The sequence below is a fragment of the Streptococcus mitis genome, assembly GCF_946190335.1.
Taxonomy (GTDB): domain Bacteria; phylum Bacillota; class Bacilli; order Lactobacillales; family Streptococcaceae; genus Streptococcus; species Streptococcus mitis_CH.
On record NZ_CAMHZN010000001.1, the window covers coordinates 205,140 to 225,587 of the forward strand.

Consider the following 20,448-nt stretch of genomic DNA (forward strand, 5'->3'; position numbering starts at 1 on the left):
TATCAAATTCAATCCCGATATAGGCTTATGATAAGTCTACACGGGAGCTTGGACAAAATATACTAAAACCCTAACCAACATGTGTACTCATTAATAATACTCGCTACCACACCACATGTTGGAAAATCTCTGTGAATTAACATTAATCGTAAATTCACAAGAAGTCGTGACAAAAGGCTACCCTAATTGAATGATTTACTGTTAGTAGAGGACACCAATGTAGATAAACGGATAGATAGCCAATTCATCTGCACCCGACTAGTGACAAGTTAAAGGAAGGAGATTCTCTCCGTTTATTCCTATACTACTGACTTTGAATTCATCATACGTGACAATACCGCTTACCACCTGACTGACGATATCGTTCAGTCCACGCTTTCTGTACCTAGTACAAGGAGTAACATTTTATGAATAAATCTGAACACCGACACCAACTCATACGAGCTCTTGTAACGAAAAACAAGATTCATACCCAAGCTGAGCTACAAGCTCTTCTTGCTGATAACGACATTCAAGTTACACAAGCTACACTTTCGAGAGATATTAAAAGCATGAACCTTTCAAAAGTACGAGAAGAAGACAACTCTTACTACGTACTCAATACAGGTTCTATCTCAAAATGGGAAAAACGTCTCGAAATTTACATGGAAGATGCTCTTGTCTTGATGCGCCCAGTTCAACATCAAGTCCTGCTAAAAACCCTTCCTGGACTTGCTCAATCCTTTGGTTCTATCATTGATGCTTTGAGCTTCCCTGACGCTATCGCTACCCTCTGTGGCGATGATGTCTGTCTCGTCATCTGCGAAGATGCAGAAGCTGCTCAAAAATGCTTTGAAGAATTGAAAAAATTCGCTCCACCATTTTTCTTTGAAGAATAACAAAATTCCGTGTCTGATGTGGCACGGAATTTTGTTATATTCTTTACTGAGATGGATTTTCTTTTTTAGTTCGTGCCAATCTCAGGGCACGATTTGGATTGAGACGATTAAATAGTTCTTCCAATTTCTTTTCATTCCAAACGTCTGCGGCAGAAACAAAATTGCCATCCGCATCTCGGAAAGATATCGGTTTATCTCCCATATCAATCTCCTAGTCTACAAATTCAAACTCAAATTTACCAATTCGGACCAAGTCACCATCTTTAGCACCACGCGCACGAAGGGCTTCATCAACCCCCATACCACGAAGCTGGCGAGCAAATTTCATGACTGATTCGTCACGATCAAAGTTGGTCATATTAAAGAGTTTCATCAGTTTTTCACCAGAAAGTACCCATGTTGCATCGTCATCACGACTAATTTCAAAGGCTTTTTCTTCCTCGTCAAATCCATAGTAGGCTTCTTCTTCCATATCTGACTCGTCGTAGAGCAAGAATTCTGGTGTCTTGTCTAACAATTCAGCTGTAGCATCCAAAAGCGTAGCCAAACCTTGCTTGGTCAAACCAGATATTGGGAAGATAGCTGGTAACTCTTCAAATTCATCATAGTTTTCAGCTAATTTTTTCTTGAATTCTTCAAGATTTTCCTGACTCTCAGGCATATCCATCTTATTGGCTACAATAATCTGTGGACGCTCCATGAGACGGAGATTGTATGATTCCAGCTCTTTATTGATGGCAAGATAATCCTCATATGGATCACGCCCTTCGCTAGCTGACATATCAATGATGTGAAGGATGACACGTGTACGCTCAATGTGACGGAGGAACTGAGTTCCCAAACCAACACCTTGACTAGCACCTTCAATCAAACCTGGTAAATCAGCTACTGCAAAGGATTCACCTGATTGGGTACGAACCATTCCTAGATTTGGCACAATAGTCGTAAAATGGTAGGCACCGATTTTTGGTTTAGCAGATGTGATAACACTTAAAAGTGTTGATTTACCTACAGATGGGAATCCTACTAAACCGACATCTGCCAAGATTTTTAGTTCCAATTGTAACTCACGTTCCTGACCTGGTTCTCCATTTTCAGAGATTTCAGGTGCAGGATTTTTTGGTGTCGCAAAGCGGATATTTCCACGTCCACCACGACCACCGTGGGCAACGATAAATTCTTGACCGTGTTCAATCAAATCTGTCAAGACCTTGCCAGTCTCTGCATCACGAACAGTCGTACCTTGTGGCACTCGAACTCTAAGGTCCTCGGCACCACGACCATGCATCCCTTTGGTCATTCCTTTCTCACCAGAATCAGCCTTGAAATGGCGATTGTAGCGGAAATCCATGAGGGTACGTAGTCCTTCGTCTACAACGAAGACCACATTGCCTCCACGACCACCATCACCGCCCCAAGGACCGCCATTAGGGACATATTTTTCACGACGAAAGGCAACCATGCCATCGCCACCATTACCAGCCTTGACCTTGATCTTGGCTGTATCTAAAAACATACTCATTTTTTCTTCTCACTTTAAAAAAGGGCTGGGAAATCCCAGTCACAAAATTTTCTTGAATCTATTTTATAGATTGCTGAGGGCACCAATTGCAGTTGCAAAAATACCCAAAATACTTGCTAATAGCATAATAACTACGATAATTAAAGTTAATTTCTCAAAAAAGGTTTTTTTACGATTTCCATTATCTCCAAATGCCATTTTTCTCTCCTTCGTTACATTCTATTTTCTATTATCTTAGCATGAATTCAGCTAGTTTTCAATAGTCAGTTGATACAGGTGCTATAATCCATAAAATGATATAAGCTACAATCCCAGCTCCGTAACAGCAAGCAAGAACACCCCATATTACGCGAACGATAGTTGGATCCATATCAAGATAATGGGCCACTCCGGCACAAACACCCGCAATCTTTTTATCAAGACTACTTCTCATTAATTGTTTTTTCATGGCTGTTCCTCTTTCTATTCCTCATGGTCTTTCCAATAATCTCTTATGCTGATTAACTGCGTTTTTGAAGCCTTCAGCATGCGTCTAGAGCCTTTTACGGGCACAGCAACCACCTGTTGGGGTAGATACAAAACTGTCTTAAAGATACGCTGACTGACCGTATCATCTTTAGCCAAATCTTTCTGGAAGTTATTTGAAATGATGGCATCCAGATAAAACTCATGCACTCGTTTCCCAAAGTTCTCAGCTGAAATCTCGTACAACTTCTCTGATAAAGTATGCTCATTCATATCTGGCGTTGCAATCAAGGCTTCTAAAATAGCTCCAGCTAAATCATGTTCACCGTAATACAAGGTTCCAAACATTTTATCACTGATGAGATTGTCCAGATAAGGATTTCCATGAGCAATGACAGGCGTTCCACTGGCTAAGCTTTCCAAGTAGGTCAAACCTTGCGTTTCACTTGTTGATGCTGAAATGAAGAAATCTGCTGCCTTATAATAAAGAGCGGTCTCGCTAGGAGCAATCATCCCTGTAAAGATGACTGAGTCTTGAATCTCTAGTTTCTTGGCTTGCTCTTTGAGGTCATCCAGATAAGGACCATCCCCAGCTACCACCAGTTTAACCTTGTCTTCTTCTTTCAGAACTTCTGCAAAGGCTGCTAAAACTGCTTGAATATTTTTTTCATAGGAAATCCTAGAAAGACTAAGCAACATCTGTTCATCATCTTGAATTCCTAATTTACTACGTAGTTCTTTTAGATTTTCTTGCTGGATTTCTGGACGCTCAAACTTGGCTAATTCAATCCCAGTCGGAATGACCCGTTTTTCCACCTTAACCTTATAGTTAGATAGCAAATCACGGACAATCTCACTCGGGCAAATAACCCCATCCACGTCATGAAGGAAACCTCTGACTAGATACTTGACCATACTCGGACGAATCAGCATCCCCTTAGCAATATAATGCACATAGTCTTCGTACTGAGTGTGATAGGTATGGATAACTGGAATCTTCAATTCACGCGCAATCCAAATCCCCAACAAGCCAAGAGAAAATTCTGTCTGAGTATGGATAATATCTAACTGATACTGTTTGGCAATTTCAAGCGCCTTGCTAAAGCCTCGATAGGCAAAGCGGCGATCTTTAAATGCAAAGAAGGGAACACTTGGAATGCGGATAATTTGCCAATCTTCATAACGATTGACATCCTTATCTGTCGTCGTAAAGATAAAAACAGCGTGCCCCTGCTTTTCAAGCTCTGTTTTCAAGGTTCGAATACTGGTCGCAACACCTGAAACCTGAGGAAAATAAGTATCTGTAAATAAACCAATTCGCATAGATTACCTCACTTTTTATTTTCTCCCTAAAGCCGCTTGTTTCTCATAAAAGTCTAACCAGATTTGTAACAGATGCTCTTCTGAATACTCTCTAGAAATATTCTTAGCTTTTTCTTTCAAATCTTTTAAAGCAGCAGGATTCGCTTGATATTCCAGAATAGCTTCTTTCATCTCTTCTCTATCTGCTGTCGCCCGATAATTTCCCTCCAAAATTACCTTATAAAGATCTAAATCACGCAACATAATAGGAGCTTCACAACTGGCAGCCTCTAAAATCGTCATCGGAAAGAGCTCATTATAACTAGGAAGCAAGAAAAGATCCGCTAGGGCATACAACTCACGCATCCGCTCTGGTGAGACAATTCCTGGAAAAATCAAATTTTTAGGGGGATTCTCCATGATTTTCTTGTAACGTTCATAACCGTCTGTCATACCACCAAAAGAGAAACCACCGGCCCAGATAAAGGTAATCTGAGGCAATTCCTCAGCCAGACGGATAAAATCGTCAATCCCTTTGCGCTTCTGAACTTGACCAGCACCTACTACGATAAACTGATTGTCACTAAGACCTAGCTCTGTACGCAGTCTCGCTACCTCTTCCTGTGGAAGAGGATGCCATTTTTCCTTGTTTACAAAGTTAGGAATATAAGTCACTTTTTCACGTGGAATACCAGCTGCCACCAAATCCTCAATAAACATCGGATTGACCACAACCAAGTGCTCCATCCGGTTGTAAAAAGAAAATACATAGCGTTTCACAATTCCCTTTAAGAAAAATGGAATTTTCAAACTCCCCTCAAGTGTATCAGGCAAGAAATGCACATAGCCAATTTTCCTTCCTGAGCGTTTCTTTTGGAATGTTGATAAATAATAGGGGAAATCAATTGTATGAAAGTGAGTCACATCTGCCTCTATTGGAAGATTTTCTGTAACAATCAATTGGTCCTTGGCATCACGGTGAAGAAGACGAACTAATTCACGGTAGGCACCTGAAACGCCTTGTCCTGCTACTTTCTCACTTGAACTCAACATATTGATGCGTAATTTCTTTTTTTCCATAACTACTATTATATCATTTTCTTTGAATAAAATCAGCAAAAGAAAGGAGAGACTAGAGGAAAAGAGGGGAAATTTCCTCGCTCTTCCAATAGTCTCTCACATTCTTTTATCTATTTACTTAATGCCTAAGGCAATGCGGGCATAGCGACTCATTTTTTCAACCGTCCAGGCTGGATACCAGACTAATTTGACCTCAGTATCAGTTACTTCTGGCACCTCTGTCATGGCATCATAAATCTGATCCGTCAAAAGATCTGCCAGGGGACAACCCATAGTTGTCAAAGTCATATCAATCTCTGTTTGCCCTGTGTCACCGTCAAAACGAATCTCATAGATCAAACCAAGATTGACAATATCGATTCCCAACTCAGGATCGATGACTTCTTCCAAGGCTGTTAAAATGCGTGTTTTGATGTTTTCGATTTGCTCTTCTGTATAAGCCATATTTTCCTCACTATTAGTCTTCAATAAAATCACGAAGCGGTTTGCTGCGACTTGGTTGACGAAGTTTTCTCAAAGCCTTGGCTTCAATCTGACGGATACGCTCACGGGTTACATTAAAGACTTTACCTACATCTTCAAGGGTCCGCATTTTACCATCATCTAGTCCAAAACGTAGACGCAAGACGTTTTCTTCACGGTCTGTAAGAGTATCCAAGACCTCATCCAGCTGCTCACGCAAGACGATACGAGTTGTGTAGTCCACTGGATTTTCAATCACTTCATCTTCGATAAAGTCCCCAAGGTGGCTATCATCCTCTTCACCGATTGGTGTTTCAAGCGATACTGGCTCTTGGGCAATCTTCAAGATTTCACGTACCTTGTCAGGAGTCATATCCATACGTTCAGCGATTTGTTCTGGCGTTGGATCTTGTCCCAATTCTTGAAGGAGATTACGTTGTTCACGAACCAATTTATTAATGGTTTCAACCATGTGAACAGGGATACGGATGGTACGAGCTTGGTCCGCAATAGCACGAGTGATAGCCTGACGAATCCACCAAGTTGCGTAAGTTGAGAACTTGAATCCTTTAGAATAGTCAAACTTGTCAACCGCCTTCATCAAGCCCATGTTCCCTTCTTGAATCAAGTCAAGGAACTGCATACCACGGCCGACATAACGCTTGGCAATGGAAACAACCAAACGAAGGTTGGCTTCCGCAAGACGTTGTTTGGCTTCGATATCACCAGCTTCAACTGCTAGTGCCAATTCTTTCTCCTCTTCATTGGTCAAAAGAGGTACGACCCCGATTTCTTTCAAGTACATACGGACAGGGTCATTGACCTTAGCAGAAGTTGAACCAATCAAATCCTCATCGCTGAGTTCTGGTTCTTCTTCTGCACTAAGAACACGCGCACTTGGATTTCCTTCGTTATCTGTGATTGAAATTCCTGCATCCTGGATTCGTTGCAAGAGATCTTCAATCCCATCAGCATCCAAGGTAAAAGGAACAACTAGACTAGCATTGATTTCATCGTCTGTTGCTGTCCCTTTTTGTTTATGATTACGGATAAATTCTGCTACTTGTACGTCAAATGTTGTTACTTCTTTTTGTTTTGTTGCCATTATTACTCCATTCTTCTCTTTTGGGAAATTAAACGTTCCAATTCTTCTAGGGCTGTGTCTGTATCTCCTACATGGCTAGCTTCCTGCACCTTCTTTTTGATTCTCATATTGTCCTGATTCAAGAGAGCCTTGTTTCGAGTCATTTCTACTTCACTTAGTTCCTGCGGTGACATCTCAGCAGGCAAATCCTGACCTAAGACTTGATACCAGGCTCTCTCAACTTCCTCTGTCTGTTCTGCTAGAACTTCTGGAGGAAGATTTCCATACTGGCCAAGCAAGCCATATAAGACCTGAAATTCAGGTGTATCAAATGCAAAGTCTTCTCGCAAGCGGTAATCATTCAAAATAAGGGGAGATTCCATCATTCGATAAAGTAGATGGGCTTCTGCCCTCATAATAGCCGATAACTGCTTGGTAACAGGCATAGTGATTGGCGTCGGTCTGGAAATTCCTTCCATGCGATTCTGCCTTTGTGCCTGACGGCTTTCATTAACAATCTGCTCAATCTGGGCATAATCAAAGGACGCCAAACTGTCAGCTAAAATATGAATATAACTGTTTTGAGCAGTGATAGACTTTTCTTGAACAATCAAGGGAGCTATTTTTTCAATAAACTCAATCTGAGCCTGCAGATTTTCACTATTTTCAGGTTTGTACTGGTGAATGTAGAACTCAATCGGACTAATACGAGTTTTCGTTAATAAATAGGCCAAGTCTTCTGGTCCATTTTTTTGTAGATACTCATCTGGATCCAAGTTATCAGGCATGCTGATGATCTGCACAGGCATATCACCAATTTCGTCCAGCGCTTTCAATGTCGCAGCTTGCCCAGCCTTATCACCATCATAAACAAGAACCAACTTCTTCGTTAGCCTTTTCAGATGCTCAACATGCTCTCGACTCAAGGCTGTTCCCATAGATGCGACAGCGTTTTCGATTCCAGCCCGATAGGCTGCAATGACATCCATGAATCCTTCCATCAGATAAATCTCACTGGCTTTTCCAGAAGATTTTTTAGCCCTATCCATATGATATAATTCGTAACTTTTGTTAAAAATTGCAGTCGATCGGCTATTTTTATACTTAGAAGTTTGTGAATCCGTTTTCTGCCAGATACGACCTGAGAAGGCAATAACCTTTCCTTGGTCATTTGTCAGGGGAAACATAATGCGATTGTGAAAGGTATCTACAAATTGATTAGCATCCGAGAGATAAAACAGTCCTGAATCTAGGAAATCCTCTTCACGATACTGAGCAGACAAACGTTGATAGAGATAGTTTCGCTCTGGGGGTGCCAAACCAATCCGAAAATGCTTGAGCACTTCATCTGTCAAACCACGCTGATAAAGGTAGTTTCTGGCCTCCTCCCCCATGGTTGTTGTCATGAGAATAGCATGATAAAATTTGGCAGCATCTTCATGCATATCATAAAGAGCTTGGTGGGGTGAAGCTGGCTTCTGCTCACTATAAAGCGGTTTTTCCACCTCTATCCCAACACGCTGACCTAAGATTTGGACAGCCTCCATAAAGGGAACCCCTTGGTACTCCTCTATGAACTTAAAGACATCACCTGAGCGCCCACAACCAAAACAGTGGTAAAACTGCTTGTCCTCTACAACGTTGAAAGAAGGTGTTTTTTCACCATGAAAAGGACAGAGCCCTAGATAGTTCCGTCCTGCCTTTTGTAAAGAAATCACATCTCCTATGACTTCCACAATGTTGGCATTGTTTTTGATTTCTTCAATGACTTGTTTGTCAACCATACACAATACCTCCATGTTATCATAGTTTACTTTATATAGTATACTTTATTTCAGAAAAAAAGTAAACCATTTCACTCATTTTCCCTACTTTATTCAAAGAGTTGATAATAATCAGAGATTTTCATTTTTGCTTTTTCTTCTTGGTTCAAATCTTGGATAATTCGTCCTTCTTTCATGACAATTAAACGATTGCCATATTTGAGAGCATCTTCCATATGGTGGGTAATCATAAGCGCTGTCAGCTGATCTTTCTTGACAAATTCATCCGTCAATTCCATCAAGGCCACACTGGTCTTTGGATCAAGGGCTGCAGTATGCTCGTCTAACAAGAGTAATTCAGGACGCTTCAAGGTTGCCATCAAGAGACTCAAGGCCTGTCTTTGACCACCTGATAAGAACTCAATCGGTGTATTCAAGTGTTTCTCAAGACCATTTCCTACTTTTTCAATGGTCGCTTGAAATTCATCCTTGTAGCTAGCCAGTCGTCTCGGAAACAGTCCTCGTTTTTCACCACGAAACTTGGCAATCAAAAGATTTTCAGCTACTGTCATACGGGGAGCTGTCCCCATCTTAGGATCTTGGAAAACTCGAGACAGATACTTAGCCCGCTTCTCTGGTGAAAACTTGGTAACATCTTCACCCAAAATACGGATGGTTCCACTGGTTAATGACAAGGTTCCTGCAATAGTGTTAAAGAGAGTTGATTTCCCAGCACCATTTCCACCTAAAATCGTGATAAAATCCTGTTCAAAAATTTCTAAGGAAACATCATTTAAAATAATCTTTTCTTCATCAAAGCCATTTTTAACGATTTTGGTTGCATTTTTTAATTCTACAATTGCTGTCATTTGCTTAACTTGGCTCCTTTCAAGATGGTTTGCTTAAATGTTGGAATCATGAGGCAGACTGCCAAAATCAAGGCACTGTATAAACGAAGGTAACTTGTATTAAAGCCAAGAGCGATAACTGCCCACACTAAGAATTGATAGGCGATAGAACCCACAACGATGGCAACCAGACGCTCTGCCAAGCTCAAACTCTTGAAAATAACTTCTCCAATTATCAAACTTGCAAGCCCCACAACGATAACTCCAATTCCTCGAGATACATCAGCATAGCCTTCTTGCTGGGCAATGAGAGCTCCTGCAAGGGCAATCACACCATTTGATAAAACCAAGCCCATAAGCTCCATGCGTCCAGTATGAATCCCGAAACTTCTAGCCATATCAGGATTGTCACCTGTAGCAATATAGGCTTGTCCGAGTTTAGTGTCCAAGAAAAAGAGCATGAGAGCAATAACAAGACTGACAAAGATAAGACCTGTCAAGAGTTGATTCAAATCCGAATCAAAAGGCAAAACATCCTGAATTTGCTTGGTTCCAAGCAGGCCTAAATTCGCACGTCCCATAATTAAGAGCATGATAGAGTGACAGGAAGTCATCACCAAAATCCCTGAGAGCAAGGTTGGGATCTTCCCTTTTGTATAAAGAAGGCCTGCTGCCATTCCAGCCAAACAACCTGCTCCTACAGCAACAAGAGTCGCTAAAAATGGGTTCACGCCTTTGGTTATCAAAGTGACAGCAACAGCTCCCCCAAGAGGGAAGGAACCTTCTGTCGTCATATCTGGAAAGTTCAAAATCCTAAATGTCATAAAGATTCCCAGACCTAAAATAGCCCAGACAAATCCTTGAGAAATAATAGATAATATCATCTGTTTCTTAACCTTTTCTATATGATTTCTATTGTAAAAAATTGGAGGAGATGTCCCCAACTCCTCCATTACAGATTATTCAATCACTTGTCCTGCTTCTTTTAGAACAGATTCAGGAATCGTAATACCTAATTCTTGTGCCAATTTTTTGTTAATCACTGACTTACCAGTTGAAAAGACATTAACTGGAGTATCAGCTGGTTTTGCACCTTTCAAGACTTGCGCAATCATTTTACCTGTTGCCACACCAAGGTCATGTTGTTCAACTACAACTGATGCCAAACCACCAGCTTCTACCATGGCAGTAGCACTTGGGTAGATTGGCTTTTTAGCTGATTGGTTACTTGATACAACAGTTGAGAAGGCTGAAGCAATTGTGTTATCGATTGGAACCCAGATAGCATCAACCTTGCTAGTCATAACATTAACTGTTGAAGCAATTTCATTTGTTGAAGGAACTGCAAATGTTTCCACTGTCAAACCTGCTTTTTCAGCATAAGCCTTAAATTCTTCGACTTGAGTTTTTGAGTTGTCTTCGCTACTGGAGTAAAGAGCTCCGATTGTTTTCACATTTGGTGTCAAAGCCTTGATGAGTTCAACTTGTTGTTGAGCTGGATTGTGGTCAGATACACCTGTAATGTTGCCACCTGGTTTTTTCAAATCTTTAACCAAGTTGGCACCGATTGGGTCTGTAATAGCAGCCATGATAACCGGTAGATCTTTTGTTGCACTAGCCAAACCTTGAGCAGCTGGTGTTGCAATACCAACAACCAAGTCATTGCCATTTGCAACCAATTGTTTACTCATTGTCGCAACCTTACTTTGGTCACCTTCTGAGTTCATAAAGTCAATTTTCAACTGATCATCTTTGTAGCCTTCTTCTGCTAGTCCATCTTGAATCCCTTTATAAATCAAGTCAAGAGATGGATGGCTCACAAACTGAAGAACACCAACTTTGGCAACTTTCTTTTCATTCTTAGCTTCTGGTTTATTCATTGAAGAGTAAATCAAGCTTCCTGCTACTAAGACTGCTAATACAGCGATAATTCCAATTAAACGTTTATTTTTCATTCTATTTCTCCTTATTAATTCCTTTAAAATACTTCACTTATCTAAACAAGCGACGCCATCGTTTTCTTTCCATACTAACCTCCACCAAAAAAGTCCTCACACAAAAAACTTGTGTGAGGACGTCGATGCGCGGTACCACCTCAATTATAGGGAATTTCCCTATCGCTCTGTCTCGCAATAACGAGATGCACTGTAAGGTGTGCTCACCGAATTTTTATGATTTCAAATTCTAAATAACATTCAGCCCAATTTTCATCATCATCACTTATCTGTTTTCAGCTACCACAGACTCTCTAAAAAGTTTGTATGATTACTTTTCTGAATGGTTAAATTATATCATTTTTCAACTACTTGTCAAGACTCTTTGAGAATTTTTTTGAAATATTCAAAAACTTCCCCTATAGAAAAGAGGAAGCTTGATAGGTATCAGCCTGAATTACGCAAGCCTGTCGCAATTCCGTTGATGGTTGTATGGATTAATTTTTCTTGGTCACTTGATAATTCTCCTCGACGTTGACGTTTAATCAACTCCAACTGGATATAGTTAAGGATATTAAAGTAAGGCATACGGTAATCCAAACTTGCTTTTAGATATGGATTTTCCGCCAAGAGTTCATCGTAACCTTCGATAGCCAAGATGACTTCCTTGGTAACTTGCCATTCATTTAAAATAGTCTCATAGATTGCTTTTACTTCTTCATCCTCACACAGTTTGGCATATTCAAAAGCAATGTTCATATTTGATTTTGACAAGACCATGTCAACATTTGAAAGAAGTGACTGGAAGAAAGGCCAATTTTGGTACATATCTCGTAGAATAGCGATATTTTCTGGATTCTTATCAATAAATTCTTTGAAGCTTGAACCAACCCCATACCAACCAGGGAACATGACACGGCTTTGCGACCATGAGAATACCCAAGGGATAGCTCGCAAACCACCGATTTCAGTAATAGTCTTACGAGCAGCTGGACGAGAACCAATATTAAAGCTTGAAATCGCCTTGATTGGACTTGACTCGAAGAAATAATCATAGAAATGGTCATTACCAAAGACCAAATCACGGTAGATATCGTAACTACGGTCCACTACTTGGTCCATAATAGCTTCATAACGATTTGAGGTGTTGGTATCGCTCTTCTTCTGAGTAATCATACGATTAATGGCTGCAGATACTAACATTTCAAGGTTATAGTAGGCAGCGTCTTTATTACCGTATTTATTCCCAATTACTTCACCCTGCTCCGTCAAGCGAATACGATCCTTGATAGACTTGAGCGGTTGAGATGTGATGGCTTCATAGGTTGGTCCACCACCACGACCGACAGTCCCGCCACGGCCATGGAAGAAGGTAACCTTAACGCCAAATTCATCTCCAATAGCAGTCAATTGTTGTTGAGCCTTGTAGAGGGTCCAACATGATGAAAGGTAACCACCATCTTTATTACTATCAGAGTAGCCAAGCATGATTTCTTGGTAGTTATTACGTGAAGCAATCCATTTCTTAGCGAGAGGAAGAGAAAGGTATTCTCTCATGGTTTCTTCTGAATGGTCCAAGTCCTCGATTGTCTCAAAGAGAGGAACAATTTGGACACGGGCTCTTTCTTTATCAACTAACCCTACTTCTTTTAGCAAGATAGCCAATTCCAACATGTCTGATACGCTGGTTGCATGTGAAATGATGGTCTGACGAATGACATCATCTCCCAACTTATCTTTCAACTTACGAGCAGCCTTAAAGATGGCTAATTCTTTTTCAAGTAACTCTGATTTTTCAACATGAGTGGCAGAAAGAATACGTGGATCTTCCTCTAATTCTTTCAAGAGAAGCTGGCATTTTTCTTCTTCACTGAGTTCGCTATAATGAGAATGAATACCCGATGATTTCAATAGTTCAGCTACACAGGCTTCGTGAACACTAGAATCTTGACGCATGTCAATAGATGCCAAATAGAAACCAAAAATTTCAACTGCCTGAATCAATTCAACAAAATCACCAGAAATCAGTGCTTCACCCTTGTTTTCCAAGAGGGAATCACGAATGGTAATTAAATCCTTATAAAAATCATTAGCTGTTTCATAGCGAGCACCAACTTCCTTATCCTCAATCAGATAAGCTTTTGTTGCTTGGATTTTTGATTGAATATCAAACAAGGCACGACGATACAGCTCTTTTTCACGATAAATCGAGTTATCCTTGGATTGACGAGCCATTTCTCTAACTTGCTTGCTTACATTGACGATACTAGTTGAGAGAGAGAATTCACGATAAAGTTGGTAAATCTTTTCATCATAGTAATTCATGATGACTTCACACTGGGTCATAGCAGATTGTTTCAAGGTATCTGCTGTAACAAAAGGATTCCCATCACGGTCTCCACCAATCCACATTCCCATGGTAATTGGTTTAGGATGTTTCAACTCCAAGCCATGTTTTTTAGCCAGACGCTTGTACTCAGCAGTCAAATGTGGAACTGCCTTCAGGAATGAACTATTGTAGTATTCCATAACATTCGTGATTTCATTGGTTACTTTCAATTTCTTTTCACGAATCATATCTGTCTGCATGATAATCTCAATGTAACGACGGAGATCATTATGCCATTTTTCCTTATTAATCAAGCCTAATTTTACATCACGATACTTACGCAAGAGGGTGTGGATATGGTTAGTCAAATCCAACATACTCTTACGTTGCACTTGTGTTGGATGGGCTGTCAAAACAGGGACAACATTCAAATGTTCTAAAATTTCAACCGCATTTTCTTTTTCTGCAACCATTTTAATCGTTGCTGATAATTTACCAAGATAATCTTGATCGATATTATTTTGATGGTTGATTTCATAGGCCAAATCCACGTCTTCTGAAATATTAATCAAGAGGGGCAAGATGGAGAAATAGCGTGAAATATAAGCCATTTCATCATTTGACAGACTAGTAACCAGTTGGTTCAAGCCTTGATAATCTTCTTGAGTTGACAATTCTTTCAACTCCATGATTTTTGCAAAAGTCTCTGGGGCAAGCATATTTTTAGTGATATCTTCTAACAATTCTGTTAAAATCAATACTTCTTCTTGCACGACAGCTTTATTACTATAGTTTTCTAATTTTTGAAGAGACATAGGTCATCCTTTCCACTATCAGCTCTACATATAGTTTGATGAGTAAGCTTCTAACTCCTCATACAATTGGGCACGTTTTTCACTTGCATCAATATTTAAGACAAAGGCGATGGCTACAGACAAGACCAGGAGACTGTTCCCTCCTTGTGATAAGAAGGGGAAGGTTACTCCTGTCGAAGGAATAATGCCAGAAATTCCACCGATATTGACAAAGACCTGTACTAACATCATTCCCCCAACCCCAATCGCCATCATGGAATTAAAGGGATTTTTAGCACGAATACCGACTAGGATAATCCGCAAAATCAGGAAAAAGACAAGTGCCAAAATCAAGCTAGCTCCCACAAATCCAAACTCTTCAATAACAATTGAAAATACAAAGTCTGTATGGGCCTCTGGTAAATAACCACGTTTTTCGATTGAATTTCCTAAACCTAGACCAAACCAGCCACCATTTACCATAGCAAAGTAGGAATTTGCAAGTTGGTGGCCCGCTCCTGCCAAATCGGCAAAGGGATTAAAGTAGGCACTGAAACGCTTGGCCACGTAACCAAATACTGGAACTTTTGAAAACTTGTCAACCCCAATCATAGAAATAGCTGATAAGGATAGGGCTGAAACTCCAAACAATACACCGATAAAGGCTATAAACCAACGATGAGCAATCCCACTGACTGTATACATAATCAAGGCAACCAGAGCTAAGATAGTCGCATTCCCCAGATCTGGGAAAATAGCCAAACTTCCTATCATTACCAAGAGGACAAAGCGCCAATCATTAAAAGCTCGAGGAATCCATTGATTTTGAGTTAAAACTTGAAAATCGTAAATACCAATTTCATCCTGTTGTTTTGAAAAACGTTGGGCCAAGTACCAGACGATGATAATCTTCAAATACTCCGCTGGCTGAATGGTCAAAGGTCCTACCGAAATCCAACCATAGGCTCCATTGACTGGCGTACCAATTAAGCGAGCCAGAGCTAAGAGAATCAGCTCAACAAACATAACAATAAATAACAGTCGTTCTTTTCTTAAAAAATTCAGTTTCAGCTTATATATCAAGGCAATCAATATTAAACTAAATATCCAAAACATTCCCTGACTTCGAACCAATTGGAGGGCACTTTTACCTTCTTCGATAAGAATGGCACTGGTTGTAGAATAGACTACAATCAAGCCCAAAATAGATAAAAGTAAGTAAGGAACTAGAATAGAATAGTTTAATAGGTGCCTCTTACTAATCTTCATAGTATCACCAATCTAATGAGAACAAAAGAAATTATTCCCAAATTCCGTTTATTTTCTAGTTTTGATTGCTATTATACCATTTTTTCCGAAAGAAAAAAACTCTTACCCTTAAGATAGAAGATTTTCTCATAAGAAAAAGAGCACTTGGCTCTTTTCTGTTTTATTCTTTTGAAGAACTGCTTGAGCTTGAATCTCCACCACCGATGTATTGAGTAAAGATATTTTGGAAGGCTTGGTCTTTAACCTTGATGTTGGCTGCTTGCAATTCTTTTCCGATAATACTTTGAACAAATGATGCGTCGTTTTGTTTTTGAGTTAAGATAACAGTTTTTAGTTTTTCTTTGTAATCGTCAATATTAGATGATTTTTCTGTTTTCTTAATCAGTTTAACAATGTAATATTGGCTACTGTAGGCTTGTGTTCCAGTAACAGTAATCACATCAGAAACACCATTTACATCTAAAGCAAAAGCTGCTTTTTTAACTTGATCTGGTACTTCTGTTGAAGCAGAATCAAAGGTGATCTCTCCACCGTTCGCTTTGGTTTTCTCATCAGTTGAATTATCTTTGGCTAATTGAGCAAAGTCTGCATCACTAGCTTTGGCTTTTTCGAGGACTTCTTTCGCTTTATCCTCATTATCAAGACGAATGATTTGAGCCGTTACATCTGGAGTGTACTCGTCAAAAGCCTTCTTGTAAGCATCATCTGTCAATTCAGCTTCTGCTGCTTTCTTAACTGCCAACTCAACCAATTTACTTGTACGAATTTGAGCTTTACGTGTTTCAAGAGTCATTCCTGCTTGTGACAAGACACGTTGGTAGTTTTCACCATATTGTTTTTCTTCTTCGGCAATAGTGTCGTTGACTTCTTTGTCATCTACTTCTGAACCGTATTGTTTCTCAAATACTTTTTGGATGGTCAGGTTCAACAACACTTGTTGGGCTGAAGGATTGCTTTTCACTTGCTCATAAAATTGATGTTCAGTGATAACATCTCCTTTCATGCTGATAAGGTCTGCCCCTTCTGAACCTTTCGAACAAGCTGCTAAAGTTGCTACTGATAATAGTGTAATGGCTCCTGCCAATAATTTTTTCTTCATGTCTACTCCTTTTAGATAAGTGTTACCCTATCTATTTTACTATATTTTCTTAAATTTTTCTGAAAATCATTCGCTGTCAGGCAATTGAACGTCTGCTACATTTTTGCGAAGCATGAGAATTCCGTCTCCCAGAGGTACTAGTGTTGCGGTGAGTCCTGGATTATCTAAGGTTGCATCAAATAGTCTTTGAAGGCCTCTGTATATAGTTCGCTGGCCACGACGGACTTCCATAATATCCTTGGCAACATCACCACCTTGGAAAATATCATCCAAGACAACCACACCTCCAACTTCCAAATGTTTGAGGATTTCTGGCAGAAAGACGATGTATTTAGACTTGGCTGAATCCATAAAGACGAAATCATAGGACTCTGTCAAGGTTGATAAGACATCTACCGCATCTCCCTCTAGGAGAGTGATTTGCTTGCGACTGTCAAACTGGGCAAAATTTTCCTTGGCAAATCCAATCATCTCTGGATTGCGGTCAATGGTTGTAATCTTGGCCTTTGGCGCATGTTCCGCCATCAAAAGGGCTGAAAAACCGATAGCCGTCCCTATTTCCAGAATGTTTTTAGGTTGTATGGTTTCCATGAGAAAACGGAAATAAGCAACCGTTTCATGGGGAATAATGGGAATATTTTCCTTGCGGGCAAAGTCTTCCAATTCTTTCAAAGATCCTGTGACTTGCTTTTGGCGCTGACGCATCAAGTCCACAATTTCTTCCTTGACGACAGGGCGACGCATGTTATGGTTGGCATTCTTACTATACGATTCAACCATCTTATGCCAATCCCAATTTTTCAACAAGTGCTTCAAACTCATTCAAACGACGTTCGAAGACTGCAAAGGCATCGTTGAGATAGTCTTCCTTCTCCATATCAACACCTGCTTTTCTCATGACATTAAGTGGATAGTCAGACTTACCTGCCTTGAGATAGTCGATATAGCGGTCACGATCTTCTTGACTACCATGGACAATCTTTTCAGCCAGAGCTGAAGCTGCTGCAAAGCCTGTTGAATATTGATATACATAGTAGTTATAGTAGAAGTGTGGAATGCGAGCCCACTCGTATTGGATTTCAGGATTATCTTCCTTACTCAAACCATAATACTCTTGGTTCAAGTCTGCGTAGAGTTTATTTAGGAAATCGCTTGTCAAGACTTCCCCATTTTGATCCGCTTGGTGAATCGCGTGTTCAAACTCAGCAAATTGAGTTTGGCGAAAAACTGTTCCACGGAAACCGTCTAGGAAGTTATTGAGAATAGCAAAGCGCGTTGCGTCGTCTTCCACTTCTTCCAATAATTTCTCCGTCAAGATATTTTCATTGGTCGTTGATGCAATCTCTGCCAAGAAGATAGAATAATCTCCGTAAACATAAGGTTGAGTTTCACGAGTATAGCTTGAGTGCATACTGTGGCCTGTTTCATGAACAAGAGTAAAGAGATTGTCTAGATTGTCCTGCCAGTTAAGAAGCATAAAGGCATTTGTATCGTAAGAACCACCAGAGTAAGCCCCTGAACGCTTTCCTTGATTTTCGTAAACATCAATCCAACGCTCACTGAAGGCACGTTTAACACGGCTCAAGTAATCCTCACCCAAGACTGCCAAGGCATCTTCTGCCTTTTTCAAAGCTTCTTGGTAGGTAAAACTATATTCAACAGATGAAAGTGGTGTGTAGACATCGTACATCTTTAGGTCTGAAATTCCCAGGATTTTTGAACGAAGGTTAAGATAGCGATGCAAGAGTGGCAAGTGCTTGCGAACTGCTGCTACCAAATTATCATAAACACTTTCTGGAACAAAATTAGCCGCTAGTGCTGCATGACGAGCACTCTTATAGTTGCGAACTTTTGCTCGGTAGTTTTGTACTTTAACATTGGTTTGTAAAGTTTTAGCATAGGTGTGTTGGAATTGTTCATAAGTCGCATAAAGAGCTTGATAAGCACCACGACGCACCTCACGATTTTTAGACTCCATCAAACGTGTGTAAGTCCCATGAGATAGCTGAACCTCCTTACCATCATCGTCGAGGACATAAGGGAACACAATATCCGCATTGTCCAAGATAGCGAAGGTTTCACTTGCCGAACCAAAGATTTCTCCAGCGCCAGCCAATAATTCTTCTTCACGTTGTGATAGAACGTGTTCCTTGCCTTGCAAAAGCTTGTCAAAATAGTGTTGATAAACCTGCAATTTTGGTTGAGCTTCTAAAAAGTCAGCATACTGCTTTTCACTGATTTCCATAAATTCAGGTTCATAGAATGAAAAAGCTTGGTCTAGCTGGCTATAGAGAGTCATGGCCTTGGCATAGTACTCTTGGTACTTGGCTTCACGTGTGTCCTGGTCATTTTTCATATGAGCATAAACGTAAAGCTTCTCCATTTGGCGTTCCATTTCAAGAGAAAATTCAGTAATTTCGAGTAGGCTATCCGCACTATCCAAGAGATGACCTTCATACTGGGCTACTGTCTCCAATTTTTCTGTTAAATCTTTTAAGGCTTCTTCCCAAGCCTGGTCAGTTGGGTAGATCGTTGATAGATCCCATGTATCTTTTTCATTTATTTCATGTCTTTGTAATACCATTAGATTCCTCCATCCTTTCTATTCTACCATATTTTTCAAGAAATATTGCTGATAAAAGGCTGGTGGATAGAGCTTTTGCCAATCATTTTGAGGATTTTCTTGGTAATAGATTTGAAAATACTGATAATAGCGAGTCAAATCTTTCTCAATTTGGCAAAAATTACCTACTAGTGGTCTTATTTGTGGATACCATTCTTTTAGCCCATAAGTCAGGAGATTTTCTCCCTTTTGATAGGCTTCTGCTTGTTCTTTCATCCAAATAGGATTTTGATAATAGAGTTGTTGCTGAATATAGCGACAGATGTCCTTGTCCTGGGAAACGGTAAAATGCGATATTTTTTGTTTCTTATAGGGAAGGCGTAATATCTCCAGTAGACTACCGTGACCATATGGAAATTCCTTAATCTGATAATGGAGTTTACCTCGGAGATCTTGGTGAATCAGGTATTTGAGTCTTAAAAGCTGTTTTTCACTGTCTAATTCCCAAACATAAAAGCCCATGTTTTGACTGAAATAGAGAAAACCTTCTTGCAGACGAGTCAACCTCTCCTTGAGCCAAAGTTTTTCTCCCAGCAACCACAGTACTTGGTAACCCTGACTACGATAGCCCTCGCTACGCTCTTTAAGAACTTTTTGAGGCAAGGGACTACATTGAACCTCTAAAGCTAGATTGCCATTTACAAATACATCCGCAATCTGTTTAAGCTCCGGAAGAGGGTATTCTAATTGCACCTCTGCCTCTTTTTTCAACCAGTGATAAAGGACTTCCTTATTTGCCAAGTGTTCTAGACTTTCATTTTCAGAGGAATAATCACAGTCTTTTATGGATTTATGGGCAAAATGGGTCCGGACACTTTGTCCTTGCCGCAAACGGAGCTGACCTCCACAAGCTGGGCAGGTGTATTCTTCCTTCTCAAGCTTATCCTCTAACACATTTACCAATTCTCCCCTTGTATCTCTCGCAACAAACATGATTCCCTCCTTTTCTATATTATTCGTAAAAAAAGAAAAAAGATCAGGAAATTTCCTAATCTT

At 40.1% G+C, this 20,448-nt stretch carries 19 protein-coding genes, 1 pseudogene and 1 other annotated feature; of the genes and pseudogenes, 2 read left to right on the forward strand and 18 right to left on the reverse strand.

The genetic code is table 11. The features are described 5' to 3' along the window. Positions 1–109: 109 nt before the first annotated feature. Together N8O43_RS09655 and N8O43_RS01070 are read left to right on the forward strand one after the other, a co-directional pair. Positions 110–411 (forward strand): annotated as a pseudogene (locus N8O43_RS09655) (Xaa-Pro dipeptidyl-peptidase); the annotation flags it as partial. After that, the gene (locus N8O43_RS01070) at positions 408–878 is read left to right on the forward strand and encodes an arginine repressor (RefSeq protein ID WP_001043026.1); all 471 of its coding nucleotides are present in this window, start codon (positions 408–410) and stop codon (positions 876–878) included. The pseudogene N8O43_RS09655 and the gene N8O43_RS01070, both read left to right, overlap by 4 nt. A 43-nt stretch (positions 879–921) precedes the next feature. Here N8O43_RS01070 and N8O43_RS01075 read toward each other — a convergent pair whose 3' ends face one another. The 18 genes from N8O43_RS01075 to N8O43_RS01160 all read right to left on the reverse strand — a co-directional run bounded on the left by N8O43_RS01075 (position 922) and on the right by N8O43_RS01160 (position 20,385). Then, the gene (locus N8O43_RS01075) at positions 922–1,080 is read right to left on the reverse strand and encodes a hypothetical protein (protein WP_001808548.1); all 159 of its coding nucleotides are present in this window, start codon (positions 1,078–1,080) and stop codon (positions 922–924) included. A 9-nt stretch (positions 1,081–1,089) separates the two neighbouring features. Then, positions 1,090–2,400 (reverse strand): GTPase ObgE, encoded by a 1,311-nt coding sequence (gene obgE / locus N8O43_RS01080; protein WP_000061642.1) that lies wholly within the window; start codon positions 2,398–2,400, stop codon positions 1,090–1,092. Between the two features lie 63 nt (positions 2,401–2,463). Further along, positions 2,464–2,598 carry a DUF4044 domain-containing protein gene (locus tag N8O43_RS01085; RefSeq protein WP_049499369.1) on the reverse strand — a complete coding sequence of 45 codons (135 nt, stop codon included), beginning with the start codon at positions 2,596–2,598 and terminating at the stop codon, positions 2,464–2,466. 58 nt (positions 2,599–2,656) lie between these two features. Then, entirely contained in the window at positions 2,657–2,833 is a 177-nt protein-coding gene (locus N8O43_RS01090) for a PspC domain-containing protein (RefSeq protein WP_153209692.1), read from the reverse strand. A gap of 29 nt (positions 2,834–2,862) precedes the next feature. After that, positions 2,863–4,188, reverse strand: coding sequence for a glycosyltransferase family 4 protein (locus tag N8O43_RS01095; RefSeq protein ID WP_153209693.1), 1,326 nt, complete (start codon positions 4,186–4,188; stop codon positions 2,863–2,865). A gap of 15 nt (positions 4,189–4,203) precedes the next feature. Continuing rightward, positions 4,204–5,247, reverse strand: coding sequence for an alpha-galactosylglucosyldiacylglycerol synthase (cpoA, locus tag N8O43_RS01100; RefSeq protein WP_070482726.1), 1,044 nt, complete (start codon positions 5,245–5,247; stop codon positions 4,204–4,206). A 114-nt stretch (positions 5,248–5,361) separates the two neighbouring features. Beyond that, positions 5,362–5,691: a metal-sulfur cluster assembly factor gene (locus tag N8O43_RS01105; RefSeq protein WP_000331929.1), complete on the reverse strand. Its 330-nt coding sequence runs from the start codon at positions 5,689–5,691 to the stop codon at positions 5,362–5,364. A gap of 13 nt (positions 5,692–5,704) precedes the next feature. Next, positions 5,705–6,814, reverse strand: a complete 1,110-nt coding sequence (gene rpoD / locus N8O43_RS01110; RefSeq protein WP_000201905.1) for an RNA polymerase sigma factor RpoD — start codon at positions 6,812–6,814, stop codon at positions 5,705–5,707. Positions 6,815–6,816: 2 nt separating this feature from the next. Further along, positions 6,817–8,577, reverse strand: coding sequence for a DNA primase (gene dnaG, locus N8O43_RS01115; RefSeq protein ID WP_261089142.1), 1,761 nt, complete (start codon positions 8,575–8,577; stop codon positions 6,817–6,819). 89 nt (positions 8,578–8,666) lie between these two features. Further along, positions 8,667–9,425, reverse strand: a complete 759-nt coding sequence (locus tag N8O43_RS01120; RefSeq protein ID WP_173307001.1) for an ABC transporter ATP-binding protein — start codon at positions 9,423–9,425, stop codon at positions 8,667–8,669. After that, positions 9,422–10,288, reverse strand: a complete 867-nt coding sequence (locus tag N8O43_RS01125; protein ID WP_084863531.1) for an ABC transporter permease — start codon at positions 10,286–10,288, stop codon at positions 9,422–9,424. The genes N8O43_RS01120 and N8O43_RS01125 overlap by 4 nt, the downstream gene beginning before the upstream one ends. A 75-nt stretch (positions 10,289–10,363) precedes the next feature. After that, complete coding sequence (gene trpX / locus N8O43_RS01130; RefSeq protein WP_261089146.1) at positions 10,364–11,359, reverse strand: tryptophan ABC transporter substrate-binding protein; 996 nt, start codon at positions 11,357–11,359, stop codon at positions 10,364–10,366. 112 nt (positions 11,360–11,471) lie between these two features. Beyond that, positions 11,472–11,689: a binding site (T-box leader), on the reverse strand. Between the two features lie 96 nt (positions 11,690–11,785). Continuing rightward, positions 11,786–14,482 (reverse strand): phosphoenolpyruvate carboxylase, encoded by a 2,697-nt coding sequence (ppc, locus tag N8O43_RS01135; protein ID WP_261089147.1) that lies wholly within the window; start codon positions 14,480–14,482, stop codon positions 11,786–11,788. A 24-nt stretch (positions 14,483–14,506) separates the two neighbouring features. Beyond that, a complete protein-coding gene (gene ftsW, locus N8O43_RS01140; RefSeq protein WP_261089148.1) occupies positions 14,507–15,730 on the reverse strand; it encodes a cell division peptidoglycan polymerase FtsW in 1,224 nt (407 codons plus the stop codon). Between the two features lie 160 nt (positions 15,731–15,890). Then, entirely contained in the window at positions 15,891–16,829 is a 939-nt protein-coding gene (gene prsA / locus N8O43_RS01145) for a peptidylprolyl isomerase PrsA (RefSeq protein WP_261089149.1), read from the reverse strand. 66 nt (positions 16,830–16,895) lie between these two features. Continuing rightward, on the reverse strand, positions 16,896–17,609 hold the full coding sequence (locus N8O43_RS01150; protein ID WP_261009962.1) for an O-methyltransferase: 714 nt from the start codon (positions 17,607–17,609) through the stop codon (positions 16,896–16,898). 1 nt (position 17,610) lies between these two features. Further along, positions 17,611–19,413, reverse strand: coding sequence for an oligoendopeptidase F (gene pepF / locus N8O43_RS01155; RefSeq protein WP_261089151.1), 1,803 nt, complete (start codon positions 19,411–19,413; stop codon positions 17,611–17,613). Positions 19,414–19,431: 18 nt separating this feature from the next. Next, positions 19,432–20,385, reverse strand: a complete 954-nt coding sequence (locus N8O43_RS01160) for a competence protein CoiA (RefSeq protein ID WP_261089152.1) — start codon at positions 20,383–20,385, stop codon at positions 19,432–19,434. Positions 20,386–20,448 lie beyond the last annotated feature (63 nt).

Excerpts from the sequence above, each read along its gene's own strand:
- N8O43_RS01070 (WP_001043026.1), top strand. The coding sequence starts at position 408 with ATGAATAAATCTGAACACCGACACCAACTCATACGAGCTCTTGTAACG.
- N8O43_RS01075 (WP_001808548.1), bottom strand. The coding sequence starts at position 1,080 with ATGGGAGATAAACCGATATCTTTCCGAGATGCGGATGGCAATTTTGTT.
- obgE (WP_000061642.1), bottom strand. The coding sequence starts at position 2,400 with ATGAGTATGTTTTTAGATACAGCCAAGATCAAGGTCAAGGCTGGTAAT.
- N8O43_RS01085 (WP_049499369.1), bottom strand. The coding sequence starts at position 2,598 with ATGGCATTTGGAGATAATGGAAATCGTAAAAAAACCTTTTTTGAGAAA.
- N8O43_RS01090 (WP_153209692.1), bottom strand. The coding sequence starts at position 2,833 with ATGAGAAGTAGTCTTGATAAAAAGATTGCGGGTGTTTGTGCCGGAGTG.
- N8O43_RS01095 (WP_153209693.1), bottom strand. The coding sequence starts at position 4,188 with ATGCGAATTGGTTTATTTACAGATACTTATTTTCCTCAGGTTTCAGGT.
- cpoA (WP_070482726.1), bottom strand. The coding sequence starts at position 5,247 with ATGGAAAAAAAGAAATTACGCATCAATATGTTGAGTTCAAGTGAGAAA.
- N8O43_RS01105 (WP_000331929.1), bottom strand. The coding sequence starts at position 5,691 with ATGGCTTATACAGAAGAGCAAATCGAAAACATCAAAACACGCATTTTA.
- rpoD (WP_000201905.1), bottom strand. The coding sequence starts at position 6,814 with ATGGCAACAAAACAAAAAGAAGTAACAACATTTGACGTACAAGTAGCA.
- dnaG (WP_261089142.1), bottom strand. The coding sequence starts at position 8,577 with ATGGTTGACAAACAAGTCATTGAAGAAATCAAAAACAATGCCAACATT.
- N8O43_RS01120 (WP_173307001.1), bottom strand. The coding sequence starts at position 9,425 with ATGACAGCAATTGTAGAATTAAAAAATGCAACCAAAATCGTTAAAAAT.
- N8O43_RS01125 (WP_084863531.1), bottom strand. The coding sequence starts at position 10,288 with ATGATATTATCTATTATTTCTCAAGGATTTGTCTGGGCTATTTTAGGT.
- trpX (WP_261089146.1), bottom strand. The coding sequence starts at position 11,359 with ATGAAAAATAAACGTTTAATTGGAATTATCGCTGTATTAGCAGTCTTA.
- ppc (WP_261089147.1), bottom strand. The coding sequence starts at position 14,482 with ATGTCTCTTCAAAAATTAGAAAACTATAGTAATAAAGCTGTCGTGCAA.
- ftsW (WP_261089148.1), bottom strand. The coding sequence starts at position 15,730 with ATGAAGATTAGTAAGAGGCACCTATTAAACTATTCTATTCTAGTTCCT.
- prsA (WP_261089149.1), bottom strand. The coding sequence starts at position 16,829 with ATGAAGAAAAAATTATTGGCAGGAGCCATTACACTATTATCAGTAGCA.
- N8O43_RS01150 (WP_261009962.1), bottom strand. The coding sequence starts at position 17,609 with ATGGTTGAATCGTATAGTAAGAATGCCAACCATAACATGCGTCGCCCT.
- pepF (WP_261089151.1), bottom strand. The coding sequence starts at position 19,413 with ATGGTATTACAAAGACATGAAATAAATGAAAAAGATACATGGGATCTA.
- N8O43_RS01160 (WP_261089152.1), bottom strand. The coding sequence starts at position 20,385 with ATGTTTGTTGCGAGAGATACAAGGGGAGAATTGGTAAATGTGTTAGAG.